This window comes from Nitrospirales bacterium, assembly GCA_031315865.1.
GTDB lineage: Bacteria > Nitrospirota > Nitrospiria > Nitrospirales > UBA8639 > JAGQKC01.
Genome location: JALDRJ010000002.1, coordinates 2204634 through 2219060 on the forward strand (window position 1 = coordinate 2204634; position 14427 = coordinate 2219060).

Consider the following 14427-nt stretch of genomic DNA (forward strand, 5'->3'; position numbering starts at 1 on the left):
CCTTAAAGATTTTCATAAAAGAGCCGAGAAGAATTTCGTAGTTGAGCGAAAATTTCGGCCAGTGAGAACGCTGGGGGTATGTTCAGTGATGTGCATGGAGTTCTTCATCATCAAACGGAAGAGTGACGCGATCATGAAACATAGAATCTTTTCAGGAAGTCTTGTCTTCTCACTGGTTATGGCTGTGGGAACGGCCGGCTATGCCGGCAATTATGATGAGTTTATTCATCTCGTGAAGCATCGCGACGTCCATGGAAATCTTGTCGTGCCGGAGTCATCTGATGCGTTGAAAGACTTTTCCCCGCCGCAAACCGTCTCCAGCTTTGAGCAGGAAATGGGGCATGAGGCGGTAACGGAAACGGATAAACGTGAGCCGCACAATCCGGAGTCGGAATCTGTTTCCCATCACAATCCTGAAATGGCGGATTCGGCCATGGGAGCCTATGACAAAGCCTCGGGCGTCTATTCGGCTGACCAAGCCTTGAATTCAGGCTCCGAGGCGCTTCTCCAAAAAACCATGCTTCCCACGCCGACTCGCCGCTATGTTTTTCTCGGTGCGAGTTGGGGCATGAGCATTCCCGAGGTGAAGACCAAAGAAACAGCCAAGCTGTCTTGGGAATTAGATGCGCGAGTACTGATGCCGGGAGAACATCGGTTGGGGTATCAGACTCGGATTGTGGGTATTGATGCATTCTTGACCTATGGTTTTGAGCATGATCGTTTAAACACGAGCAAGTATTACTTTGAAACTGAAGAAGAAGAGAACGACGCGCAACCTCTTCTCAACTATAAAAAAGTCAAAAACTGGATCGCGCAAATCTATGGACCACCGCAAAACGAAGAAAAAATCTGGCTAAACGAGTTGTATCAGTATGCTCCGGAACTCTGGGGTCGCGCATTGAAGCGAGGCCACCTCACGATTGTCGATCAATGGCATCTGGAAGGTACGTCCGTCATCCTGCTGTTGAATGGCGGAGAGGAGGGGGTCAGTCTGATCGCAGAGTTCTCGCACTCACGCCATGACTCCAGCGCTGATTTTGTGCAACTCCTGTCTTCATTTTTGACGAGCTAACGTTCGAGGCTTCGGAAGTTCTCGACTGGAATATAGCGAATAGATCTGTCGATTCCTGCCAGTGGAACCCTCTCTTGCCGGTTTCTTCTCTCGCCAGAACACATTCTTCTTACTACCAATACCAGTAAGGATAGGGGCGATAGAAACCCCCATAGTATCCCCAGTACGGTCCCCCCCAGAACGGTGGGGGAGCGTAAGGGCGGTATCGATAGCCGAGGTCATCGGCATCTTCCCAAACCTTCAAGTATTCGATGGACAAGGTGGGGTAGGTGTATTCCATCTCGTCAAGAAGTTCGGTATGGGAGCCGGTTACTTTTCCGACGAGTGTCACGCGGGTGCCGGGAGGAACGGTCGCCGGATCAAGGAACGCTGTTTGACGGGCTATAAAGCGTCCCTGAGAAAGCGTCCGATCGGTCGTGGGCTCTTGGTCGCTGGACAGGGGAAGCTCCAGGACGGTTAAGCGGGTATGGTCTTTTAATCGTTTTGCCGATAACACTTCCCCGCCGACCAGGATTAGGGTGCCGGCGTGCGTATCAGGTGATTCCTTGATCTGCAGGAAGGAAATCTCATGATTAATCTGGCCTTCTAAAGTTTGCGGGACAATGGAACGAGGCGTGAACGAGCAAGCCGTGAGAAGCAGGCATACCAAAAGACTAAGCCACCAATTGTGGTGGCGCAATGTGTACGTCAGACGGGGCCTCCATGTATCGGCTTGTGTGATCATAGCTACACGATATCGCGTTTGTTATCGGAATTCAATCGATCCCTTGGCGATATTCCGGCGATACTCGGGCGATATCCTGGAATCCCTCTCGTTTGGATGAGAGTCAGATGCATCCAGGCTGATGGCAGTGCCCGTCTACGGAGCCGTTTCAGGACTCTTTGCAACCTGCTCGACCAATTTCTGTATCCGGCCGTCCTCTCCGCCTAAGTCTAGGTATTTCCGGTAGAAGGTCAGGGCGCGTGCCGTGTCTTTCCGGTAAAATTCATAGAACGTCCCTAGGTTGTAATACGCTTCGATCAGAGTTGGATCTAATTCGATGGCTTTCGTGTACGCCTGTTCGGACTGTTCGAATTGTTTATTTTCCGCGTAGAGCAATCCCAAGTTGAGTTGCGTTTCGGCGTGTGTCGGGTCGAGCTGTGTGGCGAGTTCGAATTGCTCGATGGCCAGTTGAGGTTGTCGTTGAACCTGATACAGCGACCCAAGGTCATAATGAATACGGGGGAGGTCTGGCTGGTATTGAATGGCTTTCTTGTAGGCGTCAATGGCGGTTGGAATCTCCGATTGCCGTTCAGCGAGCCGTCCGAGCAAATGCCAGCCCTTCGCATGTTGTGGATGAGCAGACGTAAGCTTCTTGGTTAGAGCCAGAGCTTCCTCGATCATGTTGTCCTGATTATCGAGGTAGGCAAGACCGTACAACGCCTCCGCGTCAGAGGGTGCAACCGCCAAGACTGTTTCATAGCCTTTCTTGGCTTTTGCGAACTCCTGCGTGTGCTCATGAAGTTGAGCCAGGGTCAGCTGCGCTTGCCAATAGTTCGGGTGTACCTTCAACGCCGTGTGTAAGACTTTTCGGGCTTCGTCAAACTGTTGCTGATGGATGAGAATGAGCCCCAGGTCATAATAAGCCTTGGCAAAGTTGGGGTTGAGGGCGATGGCTTGACGCAATGCTGACACTGCTTCCGCGGACTCTGGCGCTTGTCGAAACTGGAGAATGCCAAGCAGGTGATGAGCATCGGCAAAACGCGGGAATTGGGCAATAGCCTGTTTGAGCGTACGTTCGGCTTCGGCTATTTGCCCTTCTTGCGTCAGAGACAACGCCTGATTATACAGTTCTCGCGCTTCGTGAGCATAGGCCTCGATCGTGGGGGGCAGAAAAGTGGCAGTCAGGAATATGATGCCGACCATGATCGTATTGGAAAGAAACCTCGATGTTACTGGGGGACGTCCCATGAAGACCACCTCATTCATGTTTGATAGCAATGATCCGAATGTCAGGAATGACCGGACAGGAAACGTATCAAAGAACAAACCCGATACGATTGATCTATCGGCCTTGTTACCAGGCCTGGATGCACGTACCTCGAATGTTCAATTATAGAAAAGATCGACAAGGGAAAAAAGGAAAAGCCCCGGTCTCTGTCATGAAGAGCCCAGGGCTTCTCGTGGTTGCGTGTCTTTGCAGTCTAGATGTTGCTATCGGAGTATGATTAATTGACCTTTCGGGTCTCCTGATTCAGGATTGCTGTAGTTCAAGACATTATTGGCCGTGACATAGGTCAGGTCACTTGTCGGGATTCCGATATACTTGGTTTCACCTGGTTTCAGGTGGACTTTGGCTTCCATCGACCATGGTCCAGCATGAGAAGAATCCGCCGACAGATGGAACGTGTAGTCTTTTTGGAGTTTATTCGTCACTTTGATCAGGACCGGGCGACCGGCTCGTCCACCTGTCCCGGACCTCGTGAGATTCAACACGGATGTCGGGGGATACCATCCATCACTGCCGGCAACGTTGGCGGCCGTCAAAGACAAATCAACATCTAATTCTGCAAAGGGTTGGCCGACGACTGAGCCTGTTTCCAGATCACCGATTTCCACGCCTCCTGATTGGAGAGCCAGGGCTGAAGGTACGCCTCCCAGGACAAGACAGAGTCCTAATCCCAAGCCAACGAAATAAGTCCGCATTACGATCCTCCTTTGTTGGGAACAGAAAATAATTTGTAAAACGGTGTCGGTTGTACCCATGAAGGATCGGGATGAGGGAGGTAGGCGAACCATCCTTTCACCCCGATCGTTCCCCATGGAATTGGGAAAGAGTGTAGCAAAGAAGTTTTGGAAGGCCCTTCGCGACTCTTCACCCAAAATACGATATTCAATCTCTACGAATTGATCGGCTCCTTCGTTCAGTGGCCGATGATACCAGAATCTTTGAAAGAGATGAGGAAGTATAGGCTGCGTGGAAGTGATGGTCTACAGATGCTTGCTCACCAATGCTACACTTCTATCGTTTTTTGTGAGAAATGAGGTGGTGGGGTGGTTTGTTCAGAACCCCCTGGCTCTTAAAAGCCGAGGGGGGATGGTTGGCTTGGAGGCCCCTTCACGAGCTGTGAAGGGGCGGCGGTCTGAAGTCCTGAATGTTCGTTAGACCTGGGAGGAATGTCATTTCTCCGCTTTCTTGGATTTTGGCGTAGCAAAGCGAATGTCCTCGGCCAGAAATTTCCCTCCATCTTTTCTCACTTCAGCAACCAGGCGATCGCCGACTTGCGGGCGTGAGTCTTTCGTTTCTACGCCGTTCTGCTGAAAGCTGGTTTCCGATCCGATAAGGATGGAAACCGATTCGCCCTTGGGGGTCGTGACGACGATATGGTCAGCGGTCGACTCCGTGACCGTCCCGAGCACATGCTCGTGACCGCCATGAGCCCACAGTATACAGGGGGTCAATATGAGAAGGGTGAGAATTAGAATGGAAAACCAGCGTGTCATGAGCGCTCCTTTCGTTCGTAAGACCTCACGGATGAGGGGGCGGATGAATATTTCGGATGAATATTAATGATGATGGTCGTCGGTGGGTTCAAAGTCTTCTCCTGCCATAAATCGATCGAATGCTTCTTCTTTCTCTCGTTCCGCCTGGGTCTTCGGATTATAGGTCTTCATCGTCTTGATTTCATCCGGCGTGATGTTCGGGAGGCGACGGATAAAATGGACCAGCCCCCAACTGTCCAAGTCTTTGTCGGGATTCCCGTCTCCCCATGCGGGCATCCCGGTAAATCGAACGCCAAAATGAATCACGTAGAACAATTCTCCGTCCGACATCGATTGAATGACTTCATCTCGCAGGTCCGGCACAGGGGGGTAAAAATTAGGCCCCATCGCCGTCTTCCCGCTTCCGTCATTCGCGTGACAGGTCGAGCAATGATCGGCAAAATGATGCAGGGCATCAGCGAGAACGTCGGGGCCGGATTGGACAGGATTGCTCGCGTTTCGATACTGGGAGGGAGTTGCCCAATGTCGTGCGAGTCTTGCCAGTGTCACTTCGAGTTCGGACGGTTTCCCTTTCGCGCTAAAGGCCCCAGGCAGCAACCACGAGGTCAGCAGGAGCAAGATGAGAATGCCGATACTTACCGAGATGATCCAAGTTTTCAACACAATCCTCCCTAAAGCCACCTCAGCCTACCATAGCTCCTGCGCTTCGCCCAAATCACCAAATCAACCACTCCAACAAACCAAACGCTACACATTATACCGTGTGGCAGTGCTGAATTTTTTTTCAACCATGTTCCCTTCTGAACTCGACCTGCATTTAAAGCGTTCCCTTGTCAACACAGTTTCAAGGCTCTCGGCATCTATTCTTAAGGATCGGCTTTTACAAAAAAAGGAAAGAAAGTTGACACTTACCTCTCCCTTTGTATGGTTTCACCTGCACCTTTCCCCTATGCTAAAATCCGGATCAATCATGCTTCAGTTCTATCCATTGAATTTTCTTGATGAATTTTTTGAGATGTGAACTGGAATACACATTGCATTAATTTTTTGTTAAATCCTTGTTACAATCATATAAAGAATTGATAGTCTACTCTTCAATAGACTGACCTATCGGCATCATCTATTCCTTGTTTCACAGCTATTCATCGTCACGAATTTTGATGAGTCACTGTGTGCCGGAACATGAAGGTGGTGTTGAGGAACCTTAAAAAAGGGGGCTACTATTATGACGAACCCATTGGAAATCTCCGATGCATTCAGGACCATGTGCAAGGTGGCTGTAGAGGCAGGTCTGTCACGTAAGGAAATGGAGAATGCCGTTGACGCGGCCTGGCTGGTCAAAGCTGACTGGGAACGTCAGTTTGAGGGGCAGACCACCTATCAGTCTGTGTAAGATTCCAAGAAGCCCCAACCGTGCGATCGCAAAGGCGGATGAGTTATTCATCCGCCTTTTTTTATATTGTCTCTATCGATCCATGACCAAATATGACCTTTGATTATTTCAAGAGTCAACACGGCCTTTCCCGTCTCATGTGCATGATGCTTGTCGTGGCCATGAGTGCATGTGTCGGAAAATTCGAAACGAAGCCGGATTTTACAGAAGCCTGTTTGATCGATTGGAAAACACAGGCGACAATCGATGAGTCCGGCCTTCCTAGCGTATCCACCGGCCATAGAGTTCACGTATTGGTCTGGAATATTCATGACCGTCTTCTTGGAGAGTCCGCGATTGCCAAGGGAGGGCATACGGAAGGTGAAGTGGTGTGCATCGGCGAGATCGCCACACGGTATGATCTCGTCTTGTTTCAAGAAGCCTATGTCCGTCCCGCGCAGATTGCTCGCTATACCAATCACGCGTGGTCACATCATCCCGTGTTCGAGGAAGGTGGTGGCGGAGACTGGTGGCCGTTGCGGGCATTCTGTGAAATTTGTCTCACGCCTGGCCTGTTGATGTTAGCTAGGGAAGAGCCGGGCCCGGTCTACTCCGAACCCTATGAGGCCTTTGCGGGATGGAATACGAAACGCAATAAGGCCGATGATTTTTTTTCCAAAGGGTTTCAGTTGGTGAATTTTGAAAAGTTTTGGGCACTGAATAGTCACATGGATTCAGGACGAGGGCAGGCCAGCATCGACGCCCGAGTCCTGCAATTCCGACAAATCACAAATGCCTTGAAACGTCTTGTCCCTCAAGGCGCTCCCTTGTTAATCGGCATGGATTCCAACCTTCGCTCCGAGCAAGAACCTCAAGACGGTAAGATTCTAGAGGAATTCCTCGAAGCGAACGGACTCACGCTGGTTCGTCATGTGGGGCCGGATCTGATCGCTGTTCGAAACCTCCAGGTTGAAAACCCTCAAGTTCTCCCGTTGAAAGGTGTACTGAGTGATCACAATGCGTTAACTGTGGTCATCGATCCCGCCGTTTCGGGTGACCCCTCTCGATAACGCTTCACTTCGCGATCAACAGCTTGCCTCGTTCAAGGGTGAAGCATGTGCAGGTCTCAGAGTCGCTATCGGAATACAGGGATTGTTGTTCAGCTGAGTGCGATCTCCCCCTGATGCATGTCACGACAAGAACAGATACCGAATAGAAAATCCTCCAAAGACATTGCGTCCAACAAATGGTAAAAAAGACGGACTCGTGCCTGGATTGAGACTCGATGTGAAATAATTCGCATCGAATATATTGTCCAGGCGCGAGAAGATTTCGAGTGACCATTGACTGCCGATCATCGTATTGTAGCCTGCCTTCAGATTCGTCACGGTATAAGAAGGATTCTTTTGATCGTTCCCGGCTGCACCGGGTGCGGTGGATTCTTGATTGGAGTCGTTAATAAAGTAGGCCGTTTGGTACAACCATTCGAAGCCTCCGTAGAATCCGGAAGAATGTTCGTAGGTTGTGTCGAAGACGATGCGATGTTCCGGAATGCCGGGAAGGCGACGGCCCGAGACATCCACCCCATTGACGATGTAGCGCCGGAATCGATAATCGGCGTAGGAATACGCCGTCTGGAGCGTGAGCCCAGGAATGGGGCGATAGGTAATGCCCAGTTCAAAACCATCATGATCAGATTTTCCCGCATTACGAAAACATTGCACGAAAAAACAGGGGCCCGGAGCGTTATAGGGAATCAACTCGTCACGAAAGCGTTGACGGTAAATGGCGAAATCATAGTACAGTTGGTTGCCGACTGTTCCTTTGATCCCAAATTCATAGTTGGTGGAGCGTTGGGGTTTCAGTCCTGGGTTGAGTCCGGCGCCCGTCGGATCGTCGGGGTTGCGAAACTCTGTGCTCGTCGGGCTTTCGAATGCGGAGCTGATGGTCACGTAAAAATTTGCCCAATCCGCGGGCGTAAATCGAATGCTCCCCATGGGAGTCGTTTCAGCGAAGTTTCGACGTCCTGAACTGTCTCCCCCTACATTCGGAATATGATCCTTGACCTTAAAGCGTACCTGACTGTAACGCACGCCCGCCATCAATTCGATCATCTCAAAGGGATGAAATTCATCTTGCACGTAAAATCCGTCCTGGCTCGTCCTGGCTTGATTGTAGACGCGCAGCGTGCCTTGCCGTCCCAGCACGTTATCGAAGTTCTTATTCACGCTGTTTTGATCCTGATAGTCATAGCCGATGATCATACGGTTCGGGAGGCCAAAGATCGGCGTCGTGTTGGTATACTTGACGAACGAACCCCACTCGACACGGCGTAGAGTCAGAAAGCTCCCTGTAAAACAACAGAGCGGGTGATTCAAGTCCCGTGTGCCCAAGAACCCGGTAAGGCTGATTTCCTGATTTGGTGTCAATTGATTTCGGTACGTCAATGATGGTCGAAAGCGTTCATCTTTTCTCTTGGGATCGAAGGCTGAAAATGGTGTGGTTCGCGGGAACGTCGCGGGAGGCACGGCATTGAGCGTTTGCTGGGCTTGGCGAGGATTGGTTTCGGCTTCTGTCTTGGTGAGGCTTCCGGGGATATCGATATCCGGCCGACTATACGTGACGATGAGGGAAACATCAGATTGATCGTTGATGCGATATTTCAGCTTACCGAAAAAACGCTGGTTCCGGACCGTACTGTGATCGCGATATCCGTCAGAATCCAGGAAAGAGTAGCTCCCCATGTAACTCAAGCGGTCGTCGAGCAGAGCACCTGCGGCTTTGACCCGACTCTTAAAAAAATCATACGCGCCAAACGTGAAGCGCGTTTCGATGTATTGATTATCGTTCGATCCTTCCTCGATGACATAGTTAATGACGCCTGCCGAAGCATTGCCGTACAGCGCGGAGTTGGGGCCTCGCAACACCTCCACGCGCGAAATGGCATCCAACTCGATAGGCTCCAGGCGAGTCTGTCCGTCCGGTTCCGTGAGGGGAATGCCATCGATCAGAATACGGACTCCACGGGTGCCGAACGTCGCGCGTTGTCCGGTTCCCCTGATGGAAATCCGGACATCATCGGGACCAAAGCGCCGTTCGGCGTACACTCCAGGCACGATCCGAAGCGTTTCATCAACTCCCGTGGCCGGATTAGCTTGTAGGATCTGTTTTTGATTGATGACGCTCACGGCGCCCGGGACCTGTGTGACGGTTTTGGGCGTGCGTGTAGCCGTCACCACCACGGGGTCAAGTGTTTCGACTTGAGGTTGATCCGTCTCGTGAAGTTCCTCTTCTTGGAATTCAGAGGGGAGAGAGGCGGAGTCGGCTGCCAAGCTTATGGTTGTAAGACCGATGAAAACAATGGATGCGAACAGTGAAATGATCATGCAAAAGCGCGAGTTCGTCAGTCGTTTGCGCATGCGCAAATATCCTCCTTGTACAACGAGACCGTGTGAAGAAGTTGAGTCGATGAATGATGTGTTGCGAGCGGTCAGGTACTAAGCTGGAGGAGCTCGACCTTGGCGGAAGACGAGGGTATCGATGTCCGAAAAAGAGGCAGATAAAGGCGGGGCCAAGAAACGGGTCATGTGGATACTACGCGCAGAGACAAACACAATGAGGGCTGCCAGAGAACCAAAACCAGCTTGACAGGCGAAGAAACAGAGAGAGAGGTGAGACGATTGCTGGTGACTGTGAGCGTGACCGGGTTCAGCGTGAGCCGTGGCGCAAAATGCGGTGACGCTCATGAGCAGCAAGAGCCAGATCACGAACCCCCAAACTATGGTGGCGACGAACCGGTTCATTTTCATTGAGCAGGCTCACGAAGCAGACGTTGAATGAAGGCGATCATCGAGGGACTGTCCCAGTCACGGGGACCCATGGCTCGGCCGATCATGCGCCCATCTTTTCCGATCAAGACCGACAGTGGAAGTGCCCGAGCCATATACGCGTTCGAGACGGCTTGCGTTTCATCCAAGAGCACAGGAATGTCGACGTTGACCATGCTGAGGAACGCGCGAATGGCTTTTGCTTGGAGGTCGGACGTGATCGTCAGTAACTGGAAGTCTTCGTCGTGGAGTCGTTCTTGAAGCCGGCCGAGCGCCGGCATTTCGTCCTTACACGGACCACACCAGGTTGCCCAGAAATTTAATAGCACGAGGCGGCCCTTCAACGATGCGGAACGAATGACAGTTCCTTGCAGGGTCTTGAGTTCAAAAGACGGCATTGGCGTCCCGGCCTGTTCACGAGAGATATGGAAATTCTCAAAGTCGGAAGAGGCTCGTGATTTCTCAACGCTCAATAGCGTCATCACCAATACACAGCACAAGATGATCCAGGCAGAGGGTAGTCGCATGAAGAGTGTCACGGGAAAAAAGGATCAAGGAAGTGTCACGTTTTGAACGATCGTCACGTTATTGGGGAAGGCATGCTCGACCCACGAGATGATGCCTTGCCCCTGTTGATTGACGGCAACGGCCGGGTGTTGGGCCTTGGCGTTGTTGAGCCGTTGAGGCGGGCTGAACGTTTGGCCGCGGTCGAGTGAAGACGAGAAATAGATCTCATGGCGTACGGGGGAAAGTTCTTCCCAGGCCACCAGCACCCGTCCAGAGCGATCGACGGCCATCTGTGGCGTATCAGGGAAAGTGCTGGTTGAAACATTGAGCTTTTTCCGGGGTGAGAAGGTGCGTCCTTGGTCATCGGACATGGCGAGATAGATGCCCGGGACATCGTCCGGGCCTTCCGTGTACCACGTCACGTATACCCGGCCCTTGCCATCCACGGCTAGGGAGGCGGGGCGGTGCGGACATCCAGGGAAATTCCATCGGTCATTTCCAACGATGACTGGCGAAGAATAGGTCTTCCCGCCATCCGTGGATCGCGCGACGACGGTCTCGCGAAACGTGTCATCCAGTATTTGCCGCCAGGCGACATACACCGTGCCATCTGGGGCCGAGGCCAATGCGGTGCGACAACAGACGCAGGTGTTGCCTTCCAGCTGGAGATTTTTCGCAACACTCCCTCCTCGATCGAGAGAACGGGTGATGTAGGTCTTGGGCTGCCGTTTCCCCGTCCGTTCATCGATCCAAGCTAGATGCACCACCCCCTTCCGGTCCACGCACATGTTATCAAACGTATGACTTGAGGGGGTCGTATCGTCATTGACGATAATGGGCATGGAGAAGGTCTGTCCCCGATCTTTCGACGTGCTCAGCCGGAGTGTGCTGGCGAATGGATTGTTCGATGGCGGCGATTGCGGTGACGTCCAGGAGAGATACACGTCGCCTGTGGGCCCTACCGCTAAACTCGGAGATTGATGAATCGCGGCCACGGGCGGGCCATGTTGATTGACATGAACAGCCGAAGGCACAGTCGTGGCGCCGGCTGTTACCGCGACATAGAAGAGTTCGTGCCGTTCCTTACCCGCTTCATACCAGGCGAGATGGCGGTTGCCCTGCTCATCGATCTGAATCGCGGCGCCGGACACTTTCTTGGCTCCATGATTGATGGACAGTTGCGTCCCCAGTGTCGGTGTCTGCGGTGATTCCGCAGCGGCTTGCAAACAGAAGATGAGAGTCAGCCAGACAGGCATGAGGAACAACAACAGGCATGGCTTTCGGTGGAGCGGGAATAGCATCATGAAGCCCTCAAAGGTAAGGTGTGGTATTGAGCCTTGAGAAATGAATGGTCTGAATGAAGATGAACGTAAAAGAGAGTTGTGGCTCTAGTCAACCGATGCCTGCCAACAAGTGCTACGTTTTGCCCCAATCTTCGTCATAGGGAGTAGGTGAATGCACGCGACAGCTTGAATGGGCTGGTGATTATGTGAGCTGTGTAAAGGCGGTTTCTGCTTGTGTCGCAAAAAGCTCGATTCGTTCGGTTTCCCCTTCGATGTACGCCTGAAAATAGTTGTACGGAATGAGGATGATGACGGCCACGAATATGCCGGCCGCCGTACAGATGAGGGCTTCGGCGACGCCACCGGTCACGGCTTGGGTCTGTCCCAGTCCCCCTGTAGCCATGATACCGAAAGAATCAATCATGCCAATGATGGTCCCCAGCAGTCCGAGCAACGGTCCCAAGGTAATGATCGTATCCAGCACGGGGAGGCCGCGCTTCATCCTGCCGATTTCGCCCAGACCCCGGCTCATCATGGCCTTGGCCGGGTCATCCTGTCGATGCATGATGCCCGTTCCCAGCACGGCAAGAACCGGATTCTGATGTTGTTCGGCCAGTGCCAGCGCGTCAGTCATCTTTCCCCGCCGGATCAGGTCCAACATGTGTTCGGGCTCTTTCCCGCCGCGGTTTGCCAGGAAAAACCATCCCCGTTCCAGGCTAATCATGACCCCAATCGCAAAGGCCAGCATGATCGGGATCATCATCCACCCGCCCTTCATCAGAACCTGTAGCATTTCTTCGTGTAACAAGGTATCAACCTACAAACATGGGAAGCTGTAATGAACGCATCATCCGGCAGTCACCGTTAGTCATAAAGAATCGGCATGCGAAGTGTCTAGTGATCATTGCCCGCGAATGCTACATTTTGACGAGTGCTAGTGGGTCTGAGCGCGCATGCCTGTGCATGCCGCCTGGCTGTAGCGACCTTCCAGCTCAGGCGTTTCCTGAGCCAGATGGTGGCGGCGTCAGCCGTGATTAGCGCGCAAGAGTTTCTGTGGGAATCCATGCCGTGTGAATGCCGTACTCTGGAGCTGCTCCCGTCCATGCCAACAGGAATCCTGATGGCTCCGCGCTGAATTGCGGGAATCCGGAATCCCGGCCTCCACTCACTTTCGTCAGATAGTGAATGGGGCCTATTGTGCCGTCTGTAGACAGGACGCGTAGCGCCAGGCTGGGAGTGTTCGTGGCGTCATCGGGCGCGGTGATCCAGGTGATGACCGCTGACTGGTGCGTGTGCCAGACGACTCCAATACGGCCGAACGGGTCATGTTCATCCACGATGATAGGTGAGGTGAAACTCCGTCCTCCATCGTTTGAGACGGCCGCCTTCACTCGTGGATGGTCCCCTTCTTCGGTATACCAGGCTCCGATGACGTTCATGCCTTGCGCCGCCAGCATCGGTCCATTGACCGGGCATCCCGGGATTTCCCATCCATCGTCTCCCAACGGTTGAGGCGCTGACCATCGGCCTGCCTGTAACCGCGCCGTGAAATTGTCGCGGACTTCTTTGTGTGTTCGACTGCGCCATGCGGCAATGGGGCCGGTTGTCGTGTTCGCGACGGATGTCCCGCAGCAGGTACAGGTATTGTCATCGATGATCTGCTCGGGTCCAAAGTTCCCATGGCGATCCATCCGGCTGTAGCGCAAGGAAAAATTCCCGGATGTCGCAGGGGAATGATGACCGTTCTTTTTGGAAGAATAGTCACGTCCGTCGAGCCAGATCACTCCCGCTTCTTCATCCACGGGAAAAATGGTGGCAAACCCATGCTCCGCCGCGATCCCGTCACGATGGGGGCGTTTGGGATCAGACCAGGTGACGCCGGCATCGGTCGAGATAGCGATGGCGATGTCATATTCATAAGTGCCGCCCCCCGGGTAGTTCACGAGCCAGTGCGCAACCCAGAATTTAGGGTTAATGACTCTGACTGATGGAAAGTCGGCCCAATTGATAAACCAGTTATCCCCGAGTGCAATTTCCCCTTGTCTTATCCACCGTCCATCGTTTCGCACGGCAAATTTCAGAATGTGACCGTTTGACCAGGGTTCGACCCAGCTCATCAAGGTTCCACCGTCGGGCATGGGCGTGAGCCGGGGAAGTCGGGCCCCTGCCTGAGCCGGGTTGTCGATGGGTTGTACCGGGAGAGTCGGACGTACGGTGGGTTGACAGGCCGTGGCGAGCAAGAGCCAGGCAAGACTCAGCATGACCGTCAGACCATGGAGCCTGCTTGTATGTGATCGTGTCGGACAAAGATCGAACATGACTGCGCTTATGGAAGAGATGGACAAAGGCTTGATGGTTGTTCGCGCTCGTGACGTGGAAGGAATAGAGATTGAAGAGGAAAAAGTCCGAGTGAAGGCCAAGGAGGTTGCAAGTCCAAACACCTTCACTCGGGATTGGTCCAAGGGTTGGAGGCCGGTCCGTCCTTGGAGCACTGAAACAATGTCAAAGATATCAGGTACAGGGCGACAATGATGACACCTGCACACCATAGTTGATCGGAGCATTCCGGTCTACTGATCGCTGCTGACCGATGCTACAGACTGGCAGGATTTCTTAAATCGACCGGTTGGGAAGTGCGGCAGATTCTTTTTTGAAAATCTCTCAACAAAAGATGTGTTGTGTAGTATTCGATAGCAACAGTCTCTAGACTCGAACGAACTTTCTTCACCATACTGCCCTCCTTTTTGTCCTCAATATCGCCTGCGTTGACGAGACGTTCAGAAACTTCGACTGCCTGTGTGCGCTGGTTGCGTTTCGTCACCGTGCGGTGCATTGAGATTTCTGAATCACCATCTTGGAGAAACGTATGTTCAAGAAGAAAT

Annotated in this window: 15 protein-coding genes; 4 read left to right on the forward strand and 11 right to left on the reverse strand. The window is 52.5% G+C overall.

From position 1 onward, the window contains the following. Positions 1-133 precede the first annotated feature (133 nt). Positions 134-1072, forward strand: coding sequence for a hypothetical protein (locus tag MRJ96_10170; protein ID MDR4501803.1), 939 nt, complete (start codon positions 134-136; stop codon positions 1070-1072). 112 nt (positions 1073-1184) lie between these two features. Here MRJ96_10170 and MRJ96_10175 read toward each other — a convergent pair whose 3' ends face one another. Further along, positions 1185-1796: a Slp family lipoprotein gene (locus MRJ96_10175; protein MDR4501804.1), complete on the reverse strand. Its 612-nt coding sequence runs from the start codon at positions 1794-1796 to the stop codon at positions 1185-1187. A gap of 135 nt (positions 1797-1931) precedes the next feature. Continuing rightward, entirely contained in the window at positions 1932-3023 is a 1092-nt protein-coding gene (locus tag MRJ96_10180; protein MDR4501805.1) for a tetratricopeptide repeat protein, read from the reverse strand. On the opposite strand from MRJ96_10180, the gene MRJ96_10185 reads away from it, so the two are divergent. After that, complete coding sequence (locus tag MRJ96_10185; protein ID MDR4501806.1) at positions 3022-3171, forward strand: hypothetical protein; 150 nt, start codon at positions 3022-3024, stop codon at positions 3169-3171. The two genes, MRJ96_10180 and MRJ96_10185, sit on opposite strands and share 2 nt — an antisense overlap. Positions 3172-3266: 95 nt before the next feature. Here the strand turns inward: MRJ96_10185 and MRJ96_10190 are convergent, their stop codons facing one another. The 3 genes from MRJ96_10190 to MRJ96_10200 all read right to left on the reverse strand — a co-directional run bounded on the left by MRJ96_10190 (position 3267) and on the right by MRJ96_10200 (position 5216). Further along, on the reverse strand, positions 3267-3758 hold the full coding sequence (locus MRJ96_10190; protein ID MDR4501807.1) for a hypothetical protein: 492 nt from the start codon (positions 3756-3758) through the stop codon (positions 3267-3269). 474 nt (positions 3759-4232) lie between these two features. Then, entirely contained in the window at positions 4233-4556 is a 324-nt protein-coding gene (locus MRJ96_10195) for a hypothetical protein (protein ID MDR4501808.1), read from the reverse strand. A 63-nt stretch (positions 4557-4619) separates the two neighbouring features. After that, positions 4620-5216: a cytochrome c gene (locus MRJ96_10200; GenBank protein ID MDR4501809.1), complete on the reverse strand. Its 597-nt coding sequence runs from the start codon at positions 5214-5216 to the stop codon at positions 4620-4622. A 565-nt stretch (positions 5217-5781) separates the two neighbouring features. Here MRJ96_10200 and MRJ96_10205 point away from each other — a divergent pair. After that, on the forward strand, positions 5782-5949 hold the full coding sequence (locus tag MRJ96_10205) for a hypothetical protein (GenBank protein ID MDR4501810.1): 168 nt from the start codon (positions 5782-5784) through the stop codon (positions 5947-5949). A 92-nt stretch (positions 5950-6041) separates the two neighbouring features. Further along, on the forward strand, positions 6042-6998 hold the full coding sequence (locus tag MRJ96_10210; GenBank protein MDR4501811.1) for a hypothetical protein: 957 nt from the start codon (positions 6042-6044) through the stop codon (positions 6996-6998). Positions 6999-7118: 120 nt separating this feature from the next. Here MRJ96_10210 and MRJ96_10215 read toward each other — a convergent pair whose 3' ends face one another. From MRJ96_10215 to MRJ96_10240, 6 genes are all read right to left on the reverse strand, one after another. Further along, complete coding sequence (locus MRJ96_10215) at positions 7119-9347, reverse strand: TonB-dependent receptor (GenBank protein ID MDR4501812.1); 2229 nt, start codon at positions 9345-9347, stop codon at positions 7119-7121. A gap of 78 nt (positions 9348-9425) precedes the next feature. Further along, entirely contained in the window at positions 9426-9737 is a 312-nt protein-coding gene (locus MRJ96_10220) for a hypothetical protein (protein MDR4501813.1), read from the reverse strand. Beyond that, positions 9734-10282 (reverse strand): TlpA family protein disulfide reductase, encoded by a 549-nt coding sequence (locus tag MRJ96_10225; protein MDR4501814.1) that lies wholly within the window; start codon positions 10280-10282, stop codon positions 9734-9736. Before MRJ96_10225 ends, MRJ96_10220 begins: the two co-directional genes overlap by 4 nt. Positions 10283-10306: 24 nt before the next feature. Then, the gene (locus tag MRJ96_10230; GenBank protein MDR4501815.1) at positions 10307-11566 is read right to left on the reverse strand and encodes a glycoside hydrolase; all 1260 of its coding nucleotides are present in this window, start codon (positions 11564-11566) and stop codon (positions 10307-10309) included. 181 nt (positions 11567-11747) lie between these two features. Continuing rightward, positions 11748-12308 (reverse strand): MotA/TolQ/ExbB proton channel family protein, encoded by a 561-nt coding sequence (locus tag MRJ96_10235; protein MDR4501816.1) that lies wholly within the window; start codon positions 12306-12308, stop codon positions 11748-11750. 271 nt (positions 12309-12579) lie between these two features. Further along, positions 12580-13806 carry a hypothetical protein gene (locus MRJ96_10240; protein MDR4501817.1) on the reverse strand — a complete coding sequence of 409 codons (1227 nt, stop codon included), beginning with the start codon at positions 13804-13806 and terminating at the stop codon, positions 12580-12582. Between the last annotated feature and the right edge of the window lie 621 nt (positions 13807-14427).

Excerpts from the sequence above, each read along its gene's own strand:
- MRJ96_10170 (MDR4501803.1), top strand. The coding sequence starts at position 134 with ATGAAACATAGAATCTTTTCAGGAAGTCTTGTCTTCTCACTGGTTATG.
- MRJ96_10175 (MDR4501804.1), bottom strand. The coding sequence starts at position 1,796 with ATGATCACACAAGCCGATACATGGAGGCCCCGTCTGACGTACACATTG.
- MRJ96_10185 (MDR4501806.1), top strand. The coding sequence starts at position 3,022 with ATGAAGACCACCTCATTCATGTTTGATAGCAATGATCCGAATGTCAGG.
- MRJ96_10180 (MDR4501805.1), bottom strand. The coding sequence starts at position 3,023 with ATGGGACGTCCCCCAGTAACATCGAGGTTTCTTTCCAATACGATCATG.
- MRJ96_10190 (MDR4501807.1), bottom strand. The coding sequence starts at position 3,758 with ATGCGGACTTATTTCGTTGGCTTGGGATTAGGACTCTGTCTTGTCCTG.
- MRJ96_10195 (MDR4501808.1), bottom strand. The coding sequence starts at position 4,556 with ATGACACGCTGGTTTTCCATTCTAATTCTCACCCTTCTCATATTGACC.
- MRJ96_10205 (MDR4501810.1), top strand. The coding sequence starts at position 5,782 with ATGACGAACCCATTGGAAATCTCCGATGCATTCAGGACCATGTGCAAG.
- MRJ96_10210 (MDR4501811.1), top strand. The coding sequence starts at position 6,042 with ATGACCTTTGATTATTTCAAGAGTCAACACGGCCTTTCCCGTCTCATG.
- MRJ96_10215 (MDR4501812.1), bottom strand. The coding sequence starts at position 9,347 with ATGCGCAAACGACTGACGAACTCGCGCTTTTGCATGATCATTTCACTG.
- MRJ96_10220 (MDR4501813.1), bottom strand. The coding sequence starts at position 9,737 with ATGAAAATGAACCGGTTCGTCGCCACCATAGTTTGGGGGTTCGTGATC.
- MRJ96_10225 (MDR4501814.1), bottom strand. The coding sequence starts at position 10,282 with ATGCGACTACCCTCTGCCTGGATCATCTTGTGCTGTGTATTGGTGATG.
- MRJ96_10230 (MDR4501815.1), bottom strand. The coding sequence starts at position 11,566 with ATGATGCTATTCCCGCTCCACCGAAAGCCATGCCTGTTGTTGTTCCTC.
- MRJ96_10235 (MDR4501816.1), bottom strand. The coding sequence starts at position 12,308 with ATGATGATCCCGATCATGCTGGCCTTTGCGATTGGGGTCATGATTAGC.
- MRJ96_10240 (MDR4501817.1), bottom strand. The coding sequence starts at position 13,806 with ATGCTGAGTCTTGCCTGGCTCTTGCTCGCCACGGCCTGTCAACCCACC.